Origin of the sequence: Bacillus thuringiensis (genome assembly GCF_001455345.1) — a bacterium.
Lineage (GTDB): Bacteria > Bacillota > Bacilli > Bacillales > Bacillaceae_G > Bacillus_A > Bacillus_A thuringiensis_N.
This window is the reverse complement of the sequence record NZ_CP013274.1, coordinates 4011523-4028856: the sequence shown is the minus strand read 5'-3', so window position 1 is coordinate 4028856 and position 17334 is coordinate 4011523. Positions and strand designations below refer to the sequence as shown.

The window sequence follows — 17334 nt, the reverse complement described above, 5'->3', positions numbered from 1 at the left end:
AAGCACTTTGCTAGATTTATACATAGTTGCGACATATTATTATAAAATGTTTTCTATGAAATGTAAAAGAGCCTTTTGTTACTAATGCTGAAAAGCTAGCTCTTGTTTAATTGATCGTAAAGAATTAGCAAATAATTCAGGTTCTTCTAAATCAGGAGAATGTGCTGAATTTGGAAACCAAATCATCTTTTTTATGGGTGCTTCCATAACATCACAATATTCCTGAACGAGTGCATAAGGAGTTTGATAATCATAGCGACCAGAACAAAAGTAAACAGGAATAGATAAACTTGAAATGGACGAAAAGAAATCAATTGTCAGCATTTCTTCCCATAAAACGCCAGATTTCAAGTTTCCTGCGAGAAACTTGAACCAATCTAATAGCGTATATTCAGGAGAAAAGAAACCTTTTCGTATGAAAGAAAAGGAAGATCCGTTTTGGATTGCTCCTCCAAATGTGCCAAGCCACTTTCTTTGAATAATGAGACGTCTCGTATCTAGAAATGGTGGTTTGCCTAATTTCAAAAGGGAAGCTAATGCTTTTTTATGATCATGTTTTTTAGCAGAATGAATTAAATGTTGATATAGCAATTCTTCGTTTTGTTTCATATGTACAATTTGACCAATACCGATATAAGCCTCTATATACTGTGGATATCGATGTGCTATCTTAAGACCAATAATACTTCCCCAAGAATGACCAGCGAGAAAGAGTTTTTGTTTGTTGAACTTTTTCAATACATATTGAATCACTTCTTTTGCATCGGAAACGAATTGTTCGATTGTAAAACTTGCTCCGAAATCTTTCATTGAAAAGGATTTTCCTGCCCCGCGTTGATCCCAATTAATAACGATAAAGTGCTTCTCTAATTCTTTTTGAAAATGGCGAATAAACCCGATTTGTGCCATGCCAGGTCCGCCGTGACAGCATAATAAAATAGGCTGCTCTACGTTTTGCCCGCGCATAAGGAGGGTTTGTTTTCGATTATTAATCATAACGCTTTCCATCGTAGCGATACTATTAGGAATGAGTTGTTTATTTTCATTATGGAACTGCGGGGTATAGCTACGAAAAAGCATATTGAAAACCTCCTTTTCTGAAATCGTATGAATCGCACAGGCTATTCGTTTTGCATATACTGTTAGAAAATCATTGTAACATACCATACTAGTGTCATTTCAACACGGGAGGTGGGAAATTGTGACGATTGGAGAAATTATAGATTGTTTAAATAGACGTGAATCCATCGCTATTATAGCAAAACGTCTTGAAATAAGCCCGTATACATTATCAAAGAAATTAAGGTTGATTGGATACGAATATGATGGAGAACAGAAAAAACGTATTTTTGTAGGAGATGGAGAAGAACCGCGTCACTTACAACTCCAAGAAGCGACAGCCCTTCAATATGCGACAACGGATTATCAATTATTAATTTATGAGCAATTACAAAGTATTTATGAGCTATTAAGAAAGAGGGAAGAAGTAATTGCGCCCATTATGAATATAAGTACAGAAAAAAAGAAACGTACCTTTTCTATTAATAAAGAAATATTAGCAAAATTAGACGCTATATCAGAATCGAAAGGAATTCAAAAATCTAAACTTGTAGAAGAGGCGTTACAACAATTTTTACAACAATATGATTTTAATAAAACATCAAATTTTGATAACTAAAGAAAAGGATACTATGTTCATTGTAAGAACGAGTATCCTTTTCTTTGTTTCCTGTATATTACGAATAATATACAGGATAAGTGCATATCCTTTGCAGTGAAAAAATTGGATTGTTTATTCGGAAAATACTTAATTTACTTTTTGAATTCTTCCATCAATAACTGGCTGAATTGGTTCTTTTAATTGTTTTACGTAATCGACTAGTGCTTCAAAGTCGTTTGGACCAGTTTCTGAATTCTTCCCATTTTTAAATGATACAAATCCATCACCACCAGAAGCTAAGAAAGCATTCGCTACTACGCTATACGTTTTAGATGGAGATAATTCTTCTCCGTTTGTTAAACGTATATTTGTAACTTTTTCACCGTTTGGTTTGTTTGCATCCCACGTATATTGAATACCTGAAATTTGAAGCATTCTTGTCGTTCCTTTTTGCCATTGCTGATTTAAAATATCGCGAATATCTTGACCTGTTAAATCTACTTTAATCAATTGGTTTCCAAAAGGTTGAATACCATATAATTCGCCCCATGTAATATCGCCAGCATCTAAGTCATTACGAATGCCGCCCGGATTCATAAGTGCGATTTGAGTTTGCATCGTTTGGCGCTGGGCATCGGCAACTAAATTTCCAAGAGTGGACTCACCAGCAGCATTTTGTTTCCGATCGATAGGTGCTGTAGATTTTCCTACAACTTCATTTACAAGTGGTGCGATTTTTTCTTTATATTGATCTAGTTTTTGCTTTACTTGTTTATCAGGTTCTACACCTTCATGGTATGTTGTAACCACTTCAGCTTTTTTCTTCACAATATCTTTTGTCTTTCTATCAATTGTTACATCCACATCAGAGAAAGCTGTTCCGTAAGAGTTCGCTTGGACAATTAGTTTATTATTTACTGTACCATTTACATACGTATGACTATGTCCACCGAAAATAATATCAACTTCTGGATCTGTTTCATTTGCGATTCGAGTGAGATCGCCATTTGTTATACCAGATTCATCTGTTGTTCCACCGACATGAGCAAGGACGACAATAGATTTAACACCGAGACGCTTTAATTGTTGCGCTGATTTATTAATTGCTTCTACTTCGTCAGTGATTTCTACATTTTTAAGCATAGTAGGCATAACGACATTTGGTGTATCAGTTGTAACAACGCCAATGAATCCTACAGGCACACCATTTACCATTTTGACAGTAAATGGCGGTAAAAATAGGCGACCGGTTGATTTGTTATAGAAGTTTGCAGCGACATAAGGGAAGTTAGCCCCTTTGAAATTTCCTGTTTTTTCGTGATATCCACCGTAAATGAGGCGTTTCATTTCATCAATACCTTCATCAAATTCATGGTTTCCGATTGTACCAACATCAAACTTTAAGTCATTTAAAAATTCAATCGTTGGTTCGTCTTGTAACAATGCTGAAACTGGTGGGCTAGCACCTACAATATCACCAGCATGTACGAGAAGTGTATTCGGGTTTTGTTTTTTCCGATCTTTTAAATAAGTAGCTAAGTAATCAGCTCCACCAGCTTCTTTATTATTAATTTTTTTAACAGTATCCAGTTGTCCATGAAAATCATTAATACCAAGCATTTGTACGTCTATGTAGCGGTTTTGTTCAGTTGGAGTCTGAGATGGGGGAGCGGCAAATACGCTTGAAAAAGTAATGGTGCTTAAAACGGCAACAGCAGGAATAATTTTTTTCCACATAATTTAATTCTCCTTTTTTTATAATCTGACATCATACGACATAATTTTAATAGATTCATAGGATTATATCTATATAAAAATTTAGTTTTTTCGAAAAATTAACATATTTACAAAAGATGAATCATAGAGTAATGACCCTTTTTTGTTGTCGATTTCATCGTGTATCTACTATAATGGAGAAAAAAGTAAAAGGTGAGCAGCATGAAGAAAAAGAAACAAAGACAAATGCAAAGACAATCTCAAGTGAATCAACCAAAGAAAGAATCTCTTACATTAGGTGATCAATTAAATGATTCACTTATGCAGCAATTAAAGAATAAGAAGAAAGAATTGCAAGTGAGAGAAGAGAAAAAAGAGGCAGCAGAGCTGGAAAGAAAGCGCCAAGAACAAAAAGAACGTGAAAAGAATAAATCATTTGAAGAACTGTTAAGTGAAAGTAGCCTTACTTGGAAAGACTTTAAATAATAAAAAAATGATCAGTGATATTTCACTGATCATTTTTTTGACGAGCTTGTAAGAAAAGGGGAGTTAGAATGAGGAAAATTGTAGTTGTTCCGCATGAAAATCATTGGGGTGAAAAATTTAAAATGGAAGCCGAAAGATTAAAATCGGCGATGCCAGAAACCGTGAAAATTCATCATATTGGAAGTACGTCAGTGCCAGGACTGGCAGCTAAACCAATTATAGATATGATTATGGAAGTAGAGAGTATCGACAGAGTAGATCATTGGAATGAACGTTTTAAAGAGCTTGGTTACATCGCAAAAGGGGAAAATGGTATTTCAAGACGTCGTTATTTTATTCATGGAACGGAGGCAAAACGTTCGTATCATTTACACGTGTTTGAAAAAGGAAATGCAGAGATAGTAAGGCATTTAGCGTTTCGTGATTATATGATGGCTCATTGTGAAGAAGCAGAGGCGTATGCAACTTTAAAGAAAGAGTTAGCTGAAAAGTATACATATGATGGTACGTTATATTCGGAAGGGAAAACTGAGTTTGTACGTAATGTTGATGAAAAAGCGAGGAACTGGATAGAAAATAAACGGGAATGAATGAGTTCGCATTATTTTTGAAGATGTATAAATTTATTATGTAAACTGTACATATGTTTTGACTTTTTAATTGAATCTTGTTGAAATAAAGTGGTGGCTTATAAAAATGTAACAAGGAAAGGAAGAACGAATGTGCATATTCCAACAACTACACTTCATAATGGCGTGAGAATGCCGATGATTGGTCTAGGCGTTTATAAAGCAAAAGAAGGCGACGAAGTAAAACAAGCAGTAAAAACAGCGTTAGAAGTTGGATACCGTTCGATTGATACAGCGACTGTATATGAAAATGAAAGCGGTGTCGGAGAAGCGGTTCGTGAATCAGGGATTCCGAGAGAAGACATATTTATTACAACAAAAGTTTGGAACGACGATCAAGGATACGAGGAAACACTTGAGGCATTTGAGAAAAGTTTAAAGAAATTACAAATGGACTATGTAGATTTATATTTAATACATTGGCCAATAAGAGGGAAGTATGTTGATACGTACCGAGCGTTAGAAAAATTGTATGAAGAAGGTAAAGTGCGTGCGATTGGTGTTTCTAATTTCCATAAACACCATTTAGAGCTGCTATTACCAAATTGCAAAGTAAAGCCAATGGTAAACCAAGTAGAACTTCATCCAATGTTAACACAATCTGAATTGCGTAATTTCTGTCAAGGTGAGCAAATTCAAATGGAAGCGTGGAGTCCATTAATGAGGGGCGGAGAAGTATTTGAGCATCCAATCATTCAGGCTATTGCTAACAAATATGAAAAAACACCTGCGCAAGTTATATTGAGATGGGATATTCAAAGTGGGATAGTAACGATTCCTAAATCTGTTACACCATCTCGCATTAAGGAGAATTTTACTATTTTTGATTTTTCACTCACGGAAGAAGAGATGACTCAAATTAATACGTTAAATCGTAATTTACATGTAGGAACGAATCCTGATAAATATGATACGTTATAAAAAGGCGCTACCATACTGGTAGCGTCTTTTTAACGGTGTGAAGCATAGGTATCACATTTTGCAATTTGCTGAAGTTGTATATATTTTGCTGTTGTTAACTGTGTTTGTTTACTAGCTTGTACATTTTCTTGCAATTGTTGAATAGAGCTAGCCCCAGGTATAACAGCTGCAACAGTTTCGTTATGCAAGCAATATTGAATAGCTGTTCCTGTTAAAGAGATTTCCCCGATTATTTCTTTTACACTCGCTAGTGTCGCATGTAATTCATCATAAGAATAAGAAAGGTAATCCTTTTCTTTTACTCTTTCTATCTTTCTTGCATTCTTGTCAGTTAGAATTCCTTTTGCAAGTGGTCCGCGAGCAATGACGCTAATTTGATGTTCATTAAGAAATGGGAACCATTCTTCAGGGCGACGATTTAAAAGGCTATATTCCATTAGGACACTAACGATATTTGAACGCTTTGCATACTCACGGATGACATTTGGACGTATAGAAGAAATACCGTAATGGCGAATGATACCTTCTTTTTTTAATTCTTCAAAGGCTTCAATTGTTTCATCTATAGGATCTTCAATCGTCCCGCCGTGAAGTTGATAAAGATCAATATAATCAGTTTGAAGTCTACGTAAACTTTCTTTCACTTCAGCCTTTATGTAATTTTTAGAAGGATCCCAAGACCAGCCGTTTTTTTCTTCTGTCCATCGATTTCCAACTTTCGTTGTAAGAACAATTTGGTCTCGTTTCCCTTTTAATGCTTTACCAACAAATTCTTCGTTTAATCCATAATCATATAAATCCGCGGTATCAAAAAAATTGATTCCTAAATCGATTGCTTCATCGATAATACGCAGGGCTTCTGTTTCAGATGTACCGAGAGACATACAGCCAAGTCCCATTTCTGTCACAAATAAATCCGAGTTTCCTAATTGACGTTTTTTCATAGGTCAACCTCCTTACCTGTATTGTACGCAAGGGAAAAGAGGTTGACAAACGTTTTACTTTTATCCGGGTTGGTGAAGACAAATAATTAGAGGGATGCCCCCTCTGATTAAAGTTTCACTTTATTTGCTGTAATCCACTCTTGTACAGTTGTATACTCTTTGCCATATTGTTTTAGCTTATGGCGAATTTGCCACGCTTTTCCGACTAAAGTGACGCGATTTGGTAAAATATAAACTTTCATTTCTATCACGCTCCTTTCAATGTGGTAAAATGTATGAGGAAAGAATAGGAAATAGAACAGGGAGATGAAGTAGTATGAGTAATCTTGCAGAGAGAACCGTAAAAACTGAACCAATTTTTGATGGTAGAGTTATAAAAGTTCGTGTTGATGATGTAGTATTACCAAATGGAGCAATGAGTAAACGTGAAATTGTAAATCACCCTGGTGCAGTTGCTATTATTGCTATTACTGATGAGGGGAAAATTGTGCTTGTTGAGCAGTATCGTAAAGCGCTTGAAAAGGCGATTATAGAAATTCCAGCCGGCAAGTTAGAACCTGGTGAAAAACCTGAGGTGACAGCAGTTCGTGAATTAGAAGAGGAAACAGGATATGTATGTGAAAATATGGAGCTTATTACTTCTTTCTACACATCTCCAGGGTTCGCAGATGAAATTTTATATGTATATAAAGCGACAGGTTTGACGAAAAAAGAAAATAAAGCTGAGTTAGATGAAGATGAGTTTGTGGAATTGATGGAAGTGTCGTTAGAAGAAGCGGTTATTCTTATGAAAGATCTTCGTATTCATGATGCAAAGACAATGTTTGCAGTACAATATTTACAACTACAAAAATAAACACTCGCCAAAGGCGAGTGTTTTTTAATTGATTTTTGCATATACGCGTGCATCACGTAAGCTACCATCTGGTGCTATGAAATCATTTTCCATTGTACCTTCTAGAATAAATTCTAAACGTTCTGCTAGGTTACATGCATTTGTATTTGTTGCATCAATACGAATTTCAATTCTTCTAGCACTTAGCTTATCAAAGGCAAATTGAATGGCACCTTTAACAGCTTCGGTCATATAACCTTGTTTTGTATAAGCGCTATGCAGCCAGAAGTGAAGTGAAAACTTTGGAATATCCCAGTTTTCAGGCTTAAGCGTTATAGCTCCGATGAATGTACCAGATACTTTATCGTATAAGTGAAAATCAAGTGTTTCACGAAGTAAAAACTGTCCGTGAGCGTTACGAACGATTTCTTCAGCACTTTCTTCTGTTTCAGCGTTAATTGGCATCCACGGTACTAAGTCTTCTAGAGAAGCTTGGATTGCTTCATACACTTCTGCACCATCACCTGGAAATGGCTTACGAACTTGTAAGCGTTCAGTTTGAAATAATGTTGGAAAATCTAATAATAATGGTTTCAAGAGAAATCCCTCCTATTCTCTACTTTTTAGTTTAGCAAAGTAGAGCGGAATTTCAATGTTAATTCGTCATACTTTTTTCTTTCTTTCATACATTTTTAGTAAGAGTGTGAACGGAGGGAAGAAAAATGTGGCGAAAAACTTGGCAAGACCGTGTAATGTCTCACATACAGGAAAACTCTTCATTATATATATTTAACGCTGTTTTATTATTGATGGGAGTAATATTTGGGGCCATTCTTGTAAATAGTTTACAATTAAATCAAAAACAAGATTTATCATTTTATTTACAACGTTTTTTTGGACAAGTTTCTAAAGGAGAATTTGCTATTGCAGGCGAAATGTTTCGAGAAAGTTACTTTTCACAATTAAAATACATTGGATTTATTTGGATTTTGGGGATTTCAATTATTGGGTTGCCACTTATTTTTATTTTATTATTTGTAAAAGGAGTAGTTGTCGGATTTACAGTAGGTTTTTTAGTAAGTCAGCATGGATGGAATGGATTATTACTAGCATTCGTATCTGTTTTGCCACAAAATTTAATTATCATTCCAGTCTTTCTCGTTATGACAACTATTGCTGCAAGTTTTTCTTTACGGATGATTAGGCATCAATTTATTAGAAAAATAACCGAGCCACTATTACCATTATTAATCCGTTATACATGCTTCTTTCTCGTAATTGGAGTGGTGTTAGCACTTGCTTCTAGTGTGGAGGCTTATGCATCACCAGTTTTAATGAAAGAAGTCGTTGAGGCTATTAATAAAAAATAAATACTTTTTGAGAATAATTATCAATTTGTTTTTATTGTTTTTCTTTTGACAGAAGCCCTTCTTCTGATATAATGGTGTAAGAGTGGCGAGGAGGGAGTAGTACCGAATGGAAGAAAGAATTGAACGAATTAAGAAGCAATTACATGCAGCGAGCTACAAATTAACACCGCAACGTGAAGCAACAGTTCGTGTGCTGCTAGAAAATGAAGAAGATCATTTAAGCGCAGAAGATGTTTACCTCCTTGTAAAAGAAAAGTCGCCAGAGATCGGATTAGCAACCGTCTATCGAACTTTAGAACTATTATCTGAGTTAAAAGTTGTCGATAAGATTAACTTCGGAGACGGTGTTTCACGCTATGACTTACGCCAAGAAGGTGCGCAGCGTTTCCACCATCATTTGATTTGTACACAATGTGGTGCTGTACAAGAAATACAAGAAGATTTACTTGGTGAAGTGGAAAGGAAAGTAGAACGTGACTGGAGCTTTAAGGTGAAGGATCATCGTTTAACATTCCATGGGATTTGTAAAAATTGTCAAGAAAATGAAACGGATGAAAAATAACCTTTTCCTATTTAACTAGGAAGAGGTTTTTTATTTGAATAAGGTATAAATTGGTGAAAGCTTGGCATATGTTGTAATAACTTATATTTTGGAGGAATTTACAATGCGCCGAGCTTTAAAATTAACTTTTGATGGGGTAAAAGTATTTTTATTATTTACAAGTTGTACGATTTTGTTTTATTTCGCTATACTATGGATAAATGAAGAATATGAAAGCTATCATCGTTATGAAAAGCCAAAAGAAGAGACTGTAGAAAAAGTATCAGGGAATGAAGAGCCGGCAAAGGATGCTTTCGTAAATAGAATGATGTTTTTCTATGAAAATGGGGAGTAGTGTAGATTGGAAGATCAATTAAAAGATTTTATTCATTATATGGTTGTCGAGAAAGGATTAGCGAAAAATACAGTAGTATCTTATGAACGTGATTTAAAAAGTTATGTAAAGTACTTGCAAAATGTAGAACAAGCGAAAAGCTTTCATGAAGTGACACGCTTGTACATTGTTAATTTTCTGCAGCACTTAAAAGAAAACGGAAAATCTTCAAAAACATTAGCACGTCATATTGCGTCGATTCGTTCGTTCCACCAATTTCTACTTCGTGAACGAGCGGTAGAGCACGATCCATCCGTACATATTGAAACGCCGCAAGGAGAACGGAAATTACCGAAAGTATTATCAGTTGATGAAGTAGAGGCGTTACTTCAGACACCAAAAATGACGAGTGCTTTTGGGGTTCGTGATAAAGCGATGCTAGAGTTACTGTATGCAACAGGACTTCGTGTTTCGGAATTAATTGCCTTAAATTTAGAAGATGTACATTTAACGATGGGATTTGTTCGTTGCATAGGGAAAGGGAATAAAGAAAGAATTATTCCACTAGGAAGTTTAGCGACGGAAGCGATTCAAAAGTATATTGAAAAGGGAAGAAGAGAATTGATGGGTAAAAAAGTAGTAGATGCACTCTTTTTAAACCATCATGGGAATCGTTTATCAAGACAAGGGTTTTGGAAAATTTTAAAACGATTAGCGAAAGAAGCAAATATTGAAAAAGAGCTTACACCTCATACGTTGCGCCATTCTTTTGCTACGCATTTATTGGAAAATGGAGCAGATTTGCGTGCTGTGCAAGAAATGCTTGGACATGCAGATATTTCAACGACACAAATTTATACGCATGTTTCAAAAACTAGATTAAAAGATGTATATAAACAGTTCCATCCGAGAGCATAGTTACTATGCTCTTTTTTCATAGATTCAAAAGGATGAAGTACTTCACAGAAACTTCACAAACATTTCGTACATTGTTTTCAGCAGAAGACTAGAATATTACAATGTATTTCCTCTATACTAAATAAGGTATGAAGGAGGAAATGATGATGAAAAAACTTATTATGACTTTATTTATCGCGATGCTAGCATTGGCTGGCTGTAATACAAACAAAGAAGAACCGAAAAAAGAACAGAAACTGGAAGCTGTAAAAGTAGCAGTTCAAACAAATCCGAAAGAAATTAAACCAGGTGAAAAAACAGAAGTACAAGCACTTGTTACACAAGGAAAAGAAAAGGTAACGGATGCTGATGATGTAAAGTTTGAAATTTGGAAAGCTGGGGACGAAAAGCACGAGATGTTAGATGGTAAGCATAAAGGAAAAGGTGTTTATGCTGTAGAGAAAACGTTCGAGACGGATGGAGTATATCATATTATCGCTCACACAAATGCGCGTGAAATGCATGTTATGCCAGAAGTAAAAGTGGCTGTAGGAAATGCGAAAGTAGAAGATGCGAAAAAAGAAAATAGTGATCATGGTGCAGGACATGGCGATCATAAAAGCGATACAATGATCCACCTTATGGCTGGTGACATAAAAGCAAATGCTGAATCAACAATGAAAGTTCATTTAAAACAAAAAGAAGAAGCGTTAACTGGTGCTGAAGTACAACTTGAGATTTGGAAAGATGGTGTTGAAAAACACGAATTTATTCCAGCGAAAGAAGGAAATAAAGGAGAGTATGAAACGAAGCATACTTTCAAAGAAAACGGTTCTTACAAAGTGAAAGTTCATGTTAGAAAAGGTGAGCTGCATGAACATAAAGAGGAAACAGTAGAAGTAAAATAAAAAGCAGCTCTTTGGAGCTGCTTTTTATTTTTGTCTCGTTATTTGCGGGTTAATTAAAATTTCATTTTATATGAAGAAATAAATCATAAAATAATTAGCACTTCTGTGCATAATGGATTACAATAGAAGTGTGAAAAAAATGAGAAATTCTACGAAAATGTATTAAAAAGAAAGCGTAAACATGTTATGATATCAGTATCAGATGTCTGACATCTGACTTAGAAAAAACTAGAAATGTTTTTGCGTCGTTTCAAGGTAAACGAAATAGGTTAGAGAATGATTTAAAGAAGTACTGTTTGACAATGAGAACGAAAGATAATTCTTATGGAGAACAGTTTCACTTTATAGCGTTTTGAACATACTACAAGAAGTAGAACTGAACTTATAGGAGGTCGCAGTTATGAATAAATATAAACGTATATTCCTAGTCGTAATGGACTCTGTCGGAATCGGTGAAGCACCAGATGCTGAACAATTTGGTGATTTAGGATCTGACACAATTGGTCACATTGCTGAACATATGAATGGATTACAAATGCCTAACATGGTGAAATTAGGTCTTGGTAACATTCGTGAAATGAAAGGCATCTCTAAAGTAGAAAAACCACTTGGATATTATACAAAAATGCAAGAGAAATCTACTGGTAAAGATACAATGACAGGCCACTGGGAAATCATGGGCCTTTACATTGATACACCATTCCAAGTGTTCCCTGAAGGATTTCCGAAAGAATTACTTGATGAATTAGAAGAAAAAACAGGCCGTAAAATCATCGGTAATAAACCAGCTTCTGGAACTGAGATTCTTGATGAACTTGGTCAAGAACAAATGGAAACAGGCTCTTTAATCGTTTACACTTCTGCTGATAGCGTATTACAAATCGCAGCACACGAAGAAGTAGTACCGCTTGATGAGTTATATAAAATTTGTAAAATTGCACGTGAATTAACGTTAGATGAGAAGTACATGGTAGGTCGCGTTATCGCTCGTCCATTCGTTGGTGAGCCTGGAAACTTTACACGTACGCCAAACCGTCATGACTATGCATTAAAACCATTTGGCCGTACAGTAATGAATGAACTAAAAGATAGTGATTATGATGTGATTGCTATCGGTAAAATCTCTGATATCTATGATGGTGAAGGGGTAACTGAATCACTTCGTACGAAGTCTAACATGGATGGAATGGATAAGCTTGTAGATACATTAAATATGGACTTTACAGGTCTTAGCTTCTTAAACTTAGTTGACTTTGATGCATTATTCGGTCACCGTCGTGATCCACAAGGATACGGAGAAGCTCTGCAAGACTATGATGCGCGTCTTCCGGAAGTATTCGAAAAACTAAAAGAAGATGATTTATTATTAATTACAGCAGACCACGGTAATGACCCAGTTCACCCTGGTACTGACCATACACGTGAATATGTACCGTTATTAGCATATAGTCCAAGCATGAAAGAAGGCGGACAAGAGTTACCACTTCGCCAAACATTTGCTGATATTGGTGCAACTGTAGCAGAAAACTTCGGTGTGAAAATGCCAGAATACGGAACAAGCTTCTTAAACGAGCTAAAGAAATAGGGGGATATACAAATGAATCGTGAACTTATTACAAAATCAGCTTCATACTTAAAAGAGAAATTTCAAGAGACACCACAAGTAGGACTAATCCTTGGATCTGGACTAGGTGTATTAGCAGATGAAATCGAGAACGCAGTAACAGTACCTTACAGTGAAATCCCTGAATTCCCAGTTTCAACTGTAGAAGGCCATGCAGGTCAACTAGTATTCGGTACACTTCAAGGTGTAACAGTAGTAGCAATGCAAGGACGTTTCCACTTCTATGAAGGATACGACATGCAAAAAGTAACATTCCCAGTTCGTGTTATGAAAGAACTAGGTGTAGAAACAGTTGTTGTAACAAATGCAGCTGGTGGTGTAAATACATCATTCGAACCAGGCGATCTTATGTTAATTTCAGACCACATTAACTTCATGGGTACAAATCCATTAATCGGACCAAATGATTCTGAAATGGGTGTACGTTTCCCTGATATGTCTACATCATATACGACAGAGCTTCGCGAAATGGCGAAACAAGTTGCAGCAGACTTAAATATTAAAGTACAAGAAGGTGTATACGTTGGAATGACAGGTCCTGTATACGAAACACCTGCTGAAATTCGTATGCTTCGTACACTTGGTGGAGATGCAGTTGGTATGTCAACAGTACCTGAAGTAATTGTAGCGCGTCACGCTGGTATGAAAGTACTTGGTATTTCTTGTATTTCAAATATGGCAGCTGGTATTTTAGATCAGCCACTTCACCACGATGAAGTAATCGAAACGACAGAACGTGTTAAAGCTAACTTCTTAGCATTAGTAAAAGCAATCGTAAAACAAATGAAGGGGTGACCTCACAATGAGAATGGTGGACCTAATTGCAAAAAAACGTGACGGACATGCATTAACGACAGAAGAAATCAACTTTATTGTTGAAGGATATACGAATGGTGATATTCCTGATTATCAAGTAAGTTCACTTGCAATGGCAATTTTCTTCCAAGATATGAACGATCAAGAACGTGCTGATTTAACGATGGCAATGGTCAATAGCGGTGATACAATCGACTTATCAGCTATTGAAGGGGTAAAAGTAGATAAGCACTCCACAGGTGGCGTTGGCGATACAACAACACTTGTATTAGGTCCATTAGTAGCCGCTTTAGGTGTACCGGTTGCAAAAATGTCTGGACGTGGTCTAGGACATACTGGTGGTACAATTGATAAATTAGAAGCAGTTCCAGGATTCCATGTTGAAATCGAAAATGATGAATTCATGCGTCTTGTAAATGAAAATAAAATCGCAGTTATTGGTCAAAGTGGAAACTTAACACCTGCGGATAAAAAATTGTATGCACTTCGTGATGTAACGGCAACAGTAAACTCAATTCCGCTTATTGCAAGCTCAATTATGAGTAAAAAAATTGCTGCTGGTGCAGATGCAATTGTTCTTGATGTAAAAACTGGAGCAGGTGCATTTATGAAAACAGATGAAGATGCAAAACGTTTAGCAGAAGCAATGGTGCGCATTGGTAACAACGTTGGTCGTAATACGATGGCTGTTATTTCTGATATGAGTCAACCACTTGGTGAGGCTATTGGTAACGCACTTGAAGTACAAGAAGCAATTGATACATTACAAGGTAAAGGACCGAAAGATTTAGAAGAGTTATGTTTAACACTTGGAAGTCAAATGGTATACCTTGCTGGACAAGCTTCATCTTTAGAAGATGCACGTGAGAAATTAATTGAAGTAATGAACAACGGTAAAGCGCTAGAATCATTTAAAACGTTCTTATCAGCGCAAGGCGGAGATGCATCTGTTGTTGATGATCCTTCTAAATTACCACAAGCACAGTTTAAAGTTGAAGTGGAAGCGAAGGAAGACGGTTATGTATCAGAAATCGTTGCAGATGAAATCGGAACAGCAGCAATGCTTTTAGGAGCAGGACGTGCGACGAAGGAATCTGAAATTGATTTAGCAGTTGGCTTAATGCTTCGCAAAAAAGTAGGGGAAAGCGTGAAAAAAGGTGAATCCCTTGTTACCATTTACGCAAACCGTGAAAATGTAGAAGATGTAAAAGCAAAAATTTATGAGAACATGAAGATTACTAACGAGCATGTAGATGCACCAACATTAGTGCACGGCATCGTTACTGAGTAATAAAGAAGAGCCAGGGAGTATTTCTCCTTGGCTTTTTTTGCTGTTTTTTGTTTATAATAATAATGGGTGAAATTATGATTAGAATTTGTGCAATAACAAAAACAGATGAAGTATTATATGATGTTTCGCTAGAGGAAACAAAGAAAGACCATATTGTATGGTATTGGCTAGATTTATATAAGCCAACGAAAGAAGAGTATACATACATTTTGCAAGATCATTTTAAGTTCCATCCCCTTGCAATTGAAGACTGTATAGAATATGTACAGAGGCCAAAAGTTGATTTTTATGATGGATATAACTTTTTAGTTCTTCATGCATTTGGTGAGGATGGATTAGAACCGCACGAGATTGATTTATTTATTAGTGATCGTTATATTGTTTCTTTCCATTTTTCTCATAACAATGCAATTGAAAGAGTATGGAAAACACTTGGAGAAAAGAAGCGTATTAAAAATAGTCCTTTACACGTAGCACATACAATTATCGATCAAATTGTAGATGACTATTTTGCGCCTGTATATTACATTGAGGATCATTTAAATGCAATTGATGATAATTTAACGGGTGAAACAGCAGGAAGTGTACTAGAAGAGGTATTTGATATACGTGCAGATTTATCGAAGCTAAGGCGTACAATCATTCCGATGCGTGATTTATTGTATCGTATTTTAAACTCGACTCGTTTTTACGGTATAAGTGATCATGAAATTTACTTTAAAGATATACATGATCATTTGCTTAAACTGACCGAAATGATTGAAGCAAGCCGAGAATTAACGGCAGATATTCGAGATAGCTATTTTTCATTAAACTCACATCATATGAATAACATTATGAAAACATTAACTGTATTCTCGACTATTTTCATGCCATTAACATTTATTGCGGGAGTATATGGAATGAACTTTACGCATATGCCAGAGCTTGGTGGACAATATAGTTATTTTATTTGTCTACTTATCATGGCGTTAATTGGCGGCGGCATGATGGCTTGGTTTTATAAAAAAGGATGGTTTAAGTAAAAAAACACCGAGGAAAATTCCTCGGTGTTTTTTACTTAACCAATAGCATGTAATACGAACATGGCTAAGAATAAGCATGTAACGATATACATAGAAGGTGCGACTTCTTTACGCTTTCCAAGAGCAATTTTTAAGATAGGATAAGCGATAAATCCGAACGCAATGCCATCAGCGATACTATATGTGAGCGGGATCATGACGATAATTAAGAACGCTGGAAATCCTTCTGAAAAATCGTTCAGAGGAATTTGCTGAATGCTTGTAATCATCAGGCCGCCAATAATAATTAAGATTGGTGCAATGGCACTATCAGGAATTAGTTTGACAAACGGAAGTGCAAACAGTGATGCAAAGAATAACAACCCTGTAACGATAGACGTCAGACCTGTCTTTCCACCTGCAGTAATACCTGCGGCACTCTCTACTGTTGATACGGTAGGGCTTGTGCCAAATAGACCACATGTCATTGCTGAAATTGCATTGGCTTGGTAAGCACGTGGGAATTTACGGTCATCTTCTAATAAACCGTGCAGAAGTCCCATATTCTCAAAAATAAGCACCATGCTTAAGGAGAATGTTGCAATCCAAAACGGTAAGGAAGAAAGTTTGCCAAATGACATAGCTCCAAACACATCGCCGTAATTAGCGAATGAGAATGAACTATTTCCGATTTGACTTGTATCAACAAGGCCAAATAGCCATGCAATACCAGTTCCTATTGCAATCGTCCATAAAAAGTTTCCACGTACGTTACGAATAAATAATACAAGTGCAACGATAAGAGTAAGCACGGTCGCAAGAACGACAGGGCTACTTAATTTCCCCATTGCAACAGCGGTATTTGGATTCGAAACGACTAAACCACCTTTTTGCAATCCGATAAATGCTAAAAATAATCCGATGCCGACAGTAATAGCTTCCTTTAATGACTTTGGAATTGATACTGAAAGCACGCGAGCGATTGGTGTAAACGCAGCAATTGCAAAAATAATACCAGAGATGAAGACAGCTGCTAATGCTTCCTGCCAAGATAATCCGAGCGTATGCACAGCAGTGTACGTGAAGAATGCATTTACACCCATACCAGGGACAAGAATAGCAGGTGCATTTGCCCAAAATGCCATGAGCAGACATCCGACAAATGAACTGAAAACAGTTGCTAAAATTCCAGCTTCAAGAGGAATGCCAGCATCGGATAAAATGGATGCATTTACAATCATAATATATACGATCGTGAAAAATGACGTAACTCCAGCTAAAACTTCTTGTTTTGGTGATGTTTCGTGTAAACCTAATTTAAATGTTCTTTCAAGTATTCCTTTCATGTTAAACCTTCT

General features: G+C 36.1%; 20 protein-coding genes. 14 read left to right on the top strand and 6 right to left on the bottom strand.

Annotation, left to right across the window (positions count from 1 at the left end; genetic code table 11):
- Positions 1-81: 81 nt before the first annotated feature.
- Entirely contained in the window at positions 82-1080 is a 999-nt protein-coding gene (locus tag ATN06_RS20895; protein WP_060632172.1) for an alpha/beta fold hydrolase, read from the bottom strand.
- Positions 1081-1201: 121 nt separating this feature from the next.
- Here ATN06_RS20895 and ATN06_RS20890 point away from each other — a divergent pair, with 121 nt between their 5' ends.
- The gene (locus ATN06_RS20890) at positions 1202-1678 is read left to right on the top strand and encodes a ribbon-helix-helix domain-containing protein (RefSeq protein WP_048562375.1); all 477 of its coding nucleotides are present in this window, start codon (positions 1202-1204) and stop codon (positions 1676-1678) included.
- 129 nt (positions 1679-1807) lie between these two features.
- On the opposite strand, the gene ATN06_RS20885 is transcribed toward ATN06_RS20890, so the two are convergent.
- Positions 1808-3397: a bifunctional metallophosphatase/5'-nucleotidase gene (locus ATN06_RS20885; protein ID WP_060632171.1), complete on the bottom strand. Its 1590-nt coding sequence runs from the start codon at positions 3395-3397 to the stop codon at positions 1808-1810.
- A gap of 201 nt (positions 3398-3598) precedes the next feature.
- On the opposite strand from ATN06_RS20885, the gene ATN06_RS20880 reads away from it, so the two are divergent.
- The 3 genes from ATN06_RS20880 (at position 3599) to ATN06_RS20870 (ending at position 5412) form a co-directional block, all read left to right on the top strand.
- The gene (locus ATN06_RS20880) at positions 3599-3862 is read left to right on the top strand and encodes a YqkE family protein (RefSeq protein WP_060632170.1); all 264 of its coding nucleotides are present in this window, start codon (positions 3599-3601) and stop codon (positions 3860-3862) included.
- Between the two features lie 68 nt (positions 3863-3930).
- The gene (locus ATN06_RS20875; protein WP_060632169.1) at positions 3931-4452 is read left to right on the top strand and encodes a GrpB family protein; all 522 of its coding nucleotides are present in this window, start codon (positions 3931-3933) and stop codon (positions 4450-4452) included.
- 132 nt (positions 4453-4584) lie between these two features.
- Positions 4585-5412: an aldo/keto reductase gene (locus tag ATN06_RS20870; RefSeq protein ID WP_060632168.1), complete on the top strand. Its 828-nt coding sequence runs from the start codon at positions 4585-4587 to the stop codon at positions 5410-5412.
- A 29-nt stretch (positions 5413-5441) separates the two neighbouring features.
- Here ATN06_RS20870 and lolS read toward each other — a convergent pair whose 3' ends face one another.
- On the bottom strand, positions 5442-6356 hold the full coding sequence (gene lolS / locus ATN06_RS20865) for an aldo/keto reductase (protein ID WP_060632167.1): 915 nt from the start codon (positions 6354-6356) through the stop codon (positions 5442-5444).
- Between the two features lie 107 nt (positions 6357-6463).
- On the bottom strand, positions 6464-6598 hold the full coding sequence (mciZ, locus tag ATN06_RS20860) for a Z-ring formation inhibitor MciZ (RefSeq protein WP_000870297.1): 135 nt from the start codon (positions 6596-6598) through the stop codon (positions 6464-6466).
- A 74-nt stretch (positions 6599-6672) separates the two neighbouring features.
- Here mciZ and ATN06_RS20855 point away from each other — a divergent pair, with 74 nt between their 5' ends.
- Positions 6673-7212 carry an NUDIX hydrolase gene (locus ATN06_RS20855; RefSeq protein WP_060632166.1) on the top strand — a complete coding sequence of 180 codons (540 nt, stop codon included), beginning with the start codon at positions 6673-6675 and terminating at the stop codon, positions 7210-7212.
- 24 nt (positions 7213-7236) lie between these two features.
- Here ATN06_RS20855 and ATN06_RS20850 read toward each other — a convergent pair whose 3' ends face one another.
- Positions 7237-7788 (bottom strand): GNAT family N-acetyltransferase, encoded by a 552-nt coding sequence (locus ATN06_RS20850; protein WP_000803491.1) that lies wholly within the window; start codon positions 7786-7788, stop codon positions 7237-7239.
- Between the two features lie 155 nt (positions 7789-7943).
- On the opposite strand from ATN06_RS20850, the gene spoIIM reads away from it, so the two are divergent.
- The 9 genes from spoIIM to corA all read left to right on the top strand — a co-directional run bounded on the left by spoIIM (position 7944) and on the right by corA (position 15997).
- Positions 7944-8561 (top strand): stage II sporulation protein M, encoded by a 618-nt coding sequence (gene spoIIM, locus ATN06_RS20845; protein WP_234415812.1) that lies wholly within the window; start codon positions 7944-7946, stop codon positions 8559-8561.
- A 106-nt stretch (positions 8562-8667) separates the two neighbouring features.
- On the top strand, positions 8668-9123 hold the full coding sequence (locus ATN06_RS20840; RefSeq protein WP_000392657.1) for a ferric iron uptake transcriptional regulator: 456 nt from the start codon (positions 8668-8670) through the stop codon (positions 9121-9123).
- Between the two features lie 103 nt (positions 9124-9226).
- On the top strand, positions 9227-9457 hold the full coding sequence (locus tag ATN06_RS20835; protein ID WP_060632164.1) for a YqzK family protein: 231 nt from the start codon (positions 9227-9229) through the stop codon (positions 9455-9457).
- Positions 9458-9463: 6 nt separating this feature from the next.
- The gene (xerD, locus tag ATN06_RS20830; protein ID WP_060632163.1) at positions 9464-10354 is read left to right on the top strand and encodes a site-specific tyrosine recombinase XerD; all 891 of its coding nucleotides are present in this window, start codon (positions 9464-9466) and stop codon (positions 10352-10354) included.
- 143 nt (positions 10355-10497) lie between these two features.
- On the top strand, positions 10498-11241 hold the full coding sequence (locus ATN06_RS20825; protein ID WP_140350537.1) for a FixH family protein: 744 nt from the start codon (positions 10498-10500) through the stop codon (positions 11239-11241).
- Positions 11242-11641: 400 nt separating this feature from the next.
- Entirely contained in the window at positions 11642-12826 is a 1185-nt protein-coding gene (gene deoB / locus ATN06_RS20820) for a phosphopentomutase (protein WP_060632161.1), read from the top strand.
- Between the two features lie 12 nt (positions 12827-12838).
- Positions 12839-13660, top strand: a complete 822-nt coding sequence (locus ATN06_RS20815) for a purine-nucleoside phosphorylase (RefSeq protein ID WP_001078444.1) — start codon at positions 12839-12841, stop codon at positions 13658-13660.
- Between the two features lie 7 nt (positions 13661-13667).
- Positions 13668-14972: a pyrimidine-nucleoside phosphorylase gene (locus ATN06_RS20810; RefSeq protein WP_060632160.1), complete on the top strand. Its 1305-nt coding sequence runs from the start codon at positions 13668-13670 to the stop codon at positions 14970-14972.
- 62 nt (positions 14973-15034) lie between these two features.
- Positions 15035-15997 carry a magnesium/cobalt transporter CorA gene (gene corA / locus ATN06_RS20805; RefSeq protein ID WP_001976329.1) on the top strand — a complete coding sequence of 321 codons (963 nt, stop codon included), beginning with the start codon at positions 15035-15037 and terminating at the stop codon, positions 15995-15997.
- 35 nt (positions 15998-16032) lie between these two features.
- On the opposite strand, the gene ATN06_RS20800 is transcribed toward corA, so the two are convergent.
- Positions 16033-17322 carry an NCS2 family permease gene (locus ATN06_RS20800; protein WP_060632159.1) on the bottom strand — a complete coding sequence of 430 codons (1290 nt, stop codon included), beginning with the start codon at positions 17320-17322 and terminating at the stop codon, positions 16033-16035.
- Between the last annotated feature and the right edge of the window lie 12 nt (positions 17323-17334).

What these genes read in the sequence shown, in the direction of transcription:
- ATN06_RS20895 (WP_060632172.1), bottom strand. Translation starts at nt 1,080, where the DNA reads ATGCTTTTTCGTAGCTATACCCCGCAGTTCCATAATGAAAATAAACAA.
- ATN06_RS20885 (WP_060632171.1), bottom strand. Translation starts at nt 3,397, where the DNA reads ATGTGGAAAAAAATTATTCCTGCTGTTGCCGTTTTAAGCACCATTACT.
- ATN06_RS20880 (WP_060632170.1), top strand. Translation starts at nt 3,599, where the DNA reads ATGAAGAAAAAGAAACAAAGACAAATGCAAAGACAATCTCAAGTGAAT.
- ATN06_RS20875 (WP_060632169.1), top strand. Translation starts at nt 3,931, where the DNA reads ATGAGGAAAATTGTAGTTGTTCCGCATGAAAATCATTGGGGTGAAAAA.
- lolS (WP_060632167.1), bottom strand. Translation starts at nt 6,356, where the DNA reads ATGAAAAAACGTCAATTAGGAAACTCGGATTTATTTGTGACAGAAATG.
- mciZ (WP_000870297.1), bottom strand. Translation starts at nt 6,598, where the DNA reads ATGAAAGTTTATATTTTACCAAATCGCGTCACTTTAGTCGGAAAAGCG.
- ATN06_RS20855 (WP_060632166.1), top strand. Translation starts at nt 6,673, where the DNA reads ATGAGTAATCTTGCAGAGAGAACCGTAAAAACTGAACCAATTTTTGAT.
- spoIIM (WP_234415812.1), top strand. Translation starts at nt 7,944, where the DNA reads ATGTCTCACATACAGGAAAACTCTTCATTATATATATTTAACGCTGTT.
- ATN06_RS20840 (WP_000392657.1), top strand. Translation starts at nt 8,668, where the DNA reads ATGGAAGAAAGAATTGAACGAATTAAGAAGCAATTACATGCAGCGAGC.
- ATN06_RS20835 (WP_060632164.1), top strand. Translation starts at nt 9,227, where the DNA reads ATGCGCCGAGCTTTAAAATTAACTTTTGATGGGGTAAAAGTATTTTTA.
- ATN06_RS20825 (WP_140350537.1), top strand. Translation starts at nt 10,498, where the DNA reads ATGATGAAAAAACTTATTATGACTTTATTTATCGCGATGCTAGCATTG.
- deoB (WP_060632161.1), top strand. Translation starts at nt 11,642, where the DNA reads ATGAATAAATATAAACGTATATTCCTAGTCGTAATGGACTCTGTCGGA.
- ATN06_RS20815 (WP_001078444.1), top strand. Translation starts at nt 12,839, where the DNA reads ATGAATCGTGAACTTATTACAAAATCAGCTTCATACTTAAAAGAGAAA.
- ATN06_RS20810 (WP_060632160.1), top strand. Translation starts at nt 13,668, where the DNA reads ATGAGAATGGTGGACCTAATTGCAAAAAAACGTGACGGACATGCATTA.
- corA (WP_001976329.1), top strand. Translation starts at nt 15,035, where the DNA reads ATGGGTGAAATTATGATTAGAATTTGTGCAATAACAAAAACAGATGAA.
- ATN06_RS20800 (WP_060632159.1), bottom strand. Translation starts at nt 17,322, where the DNA reads ATGAAAGGAATACTTGAAAGAACATTTAAATTAGGTTTACACGAAACA.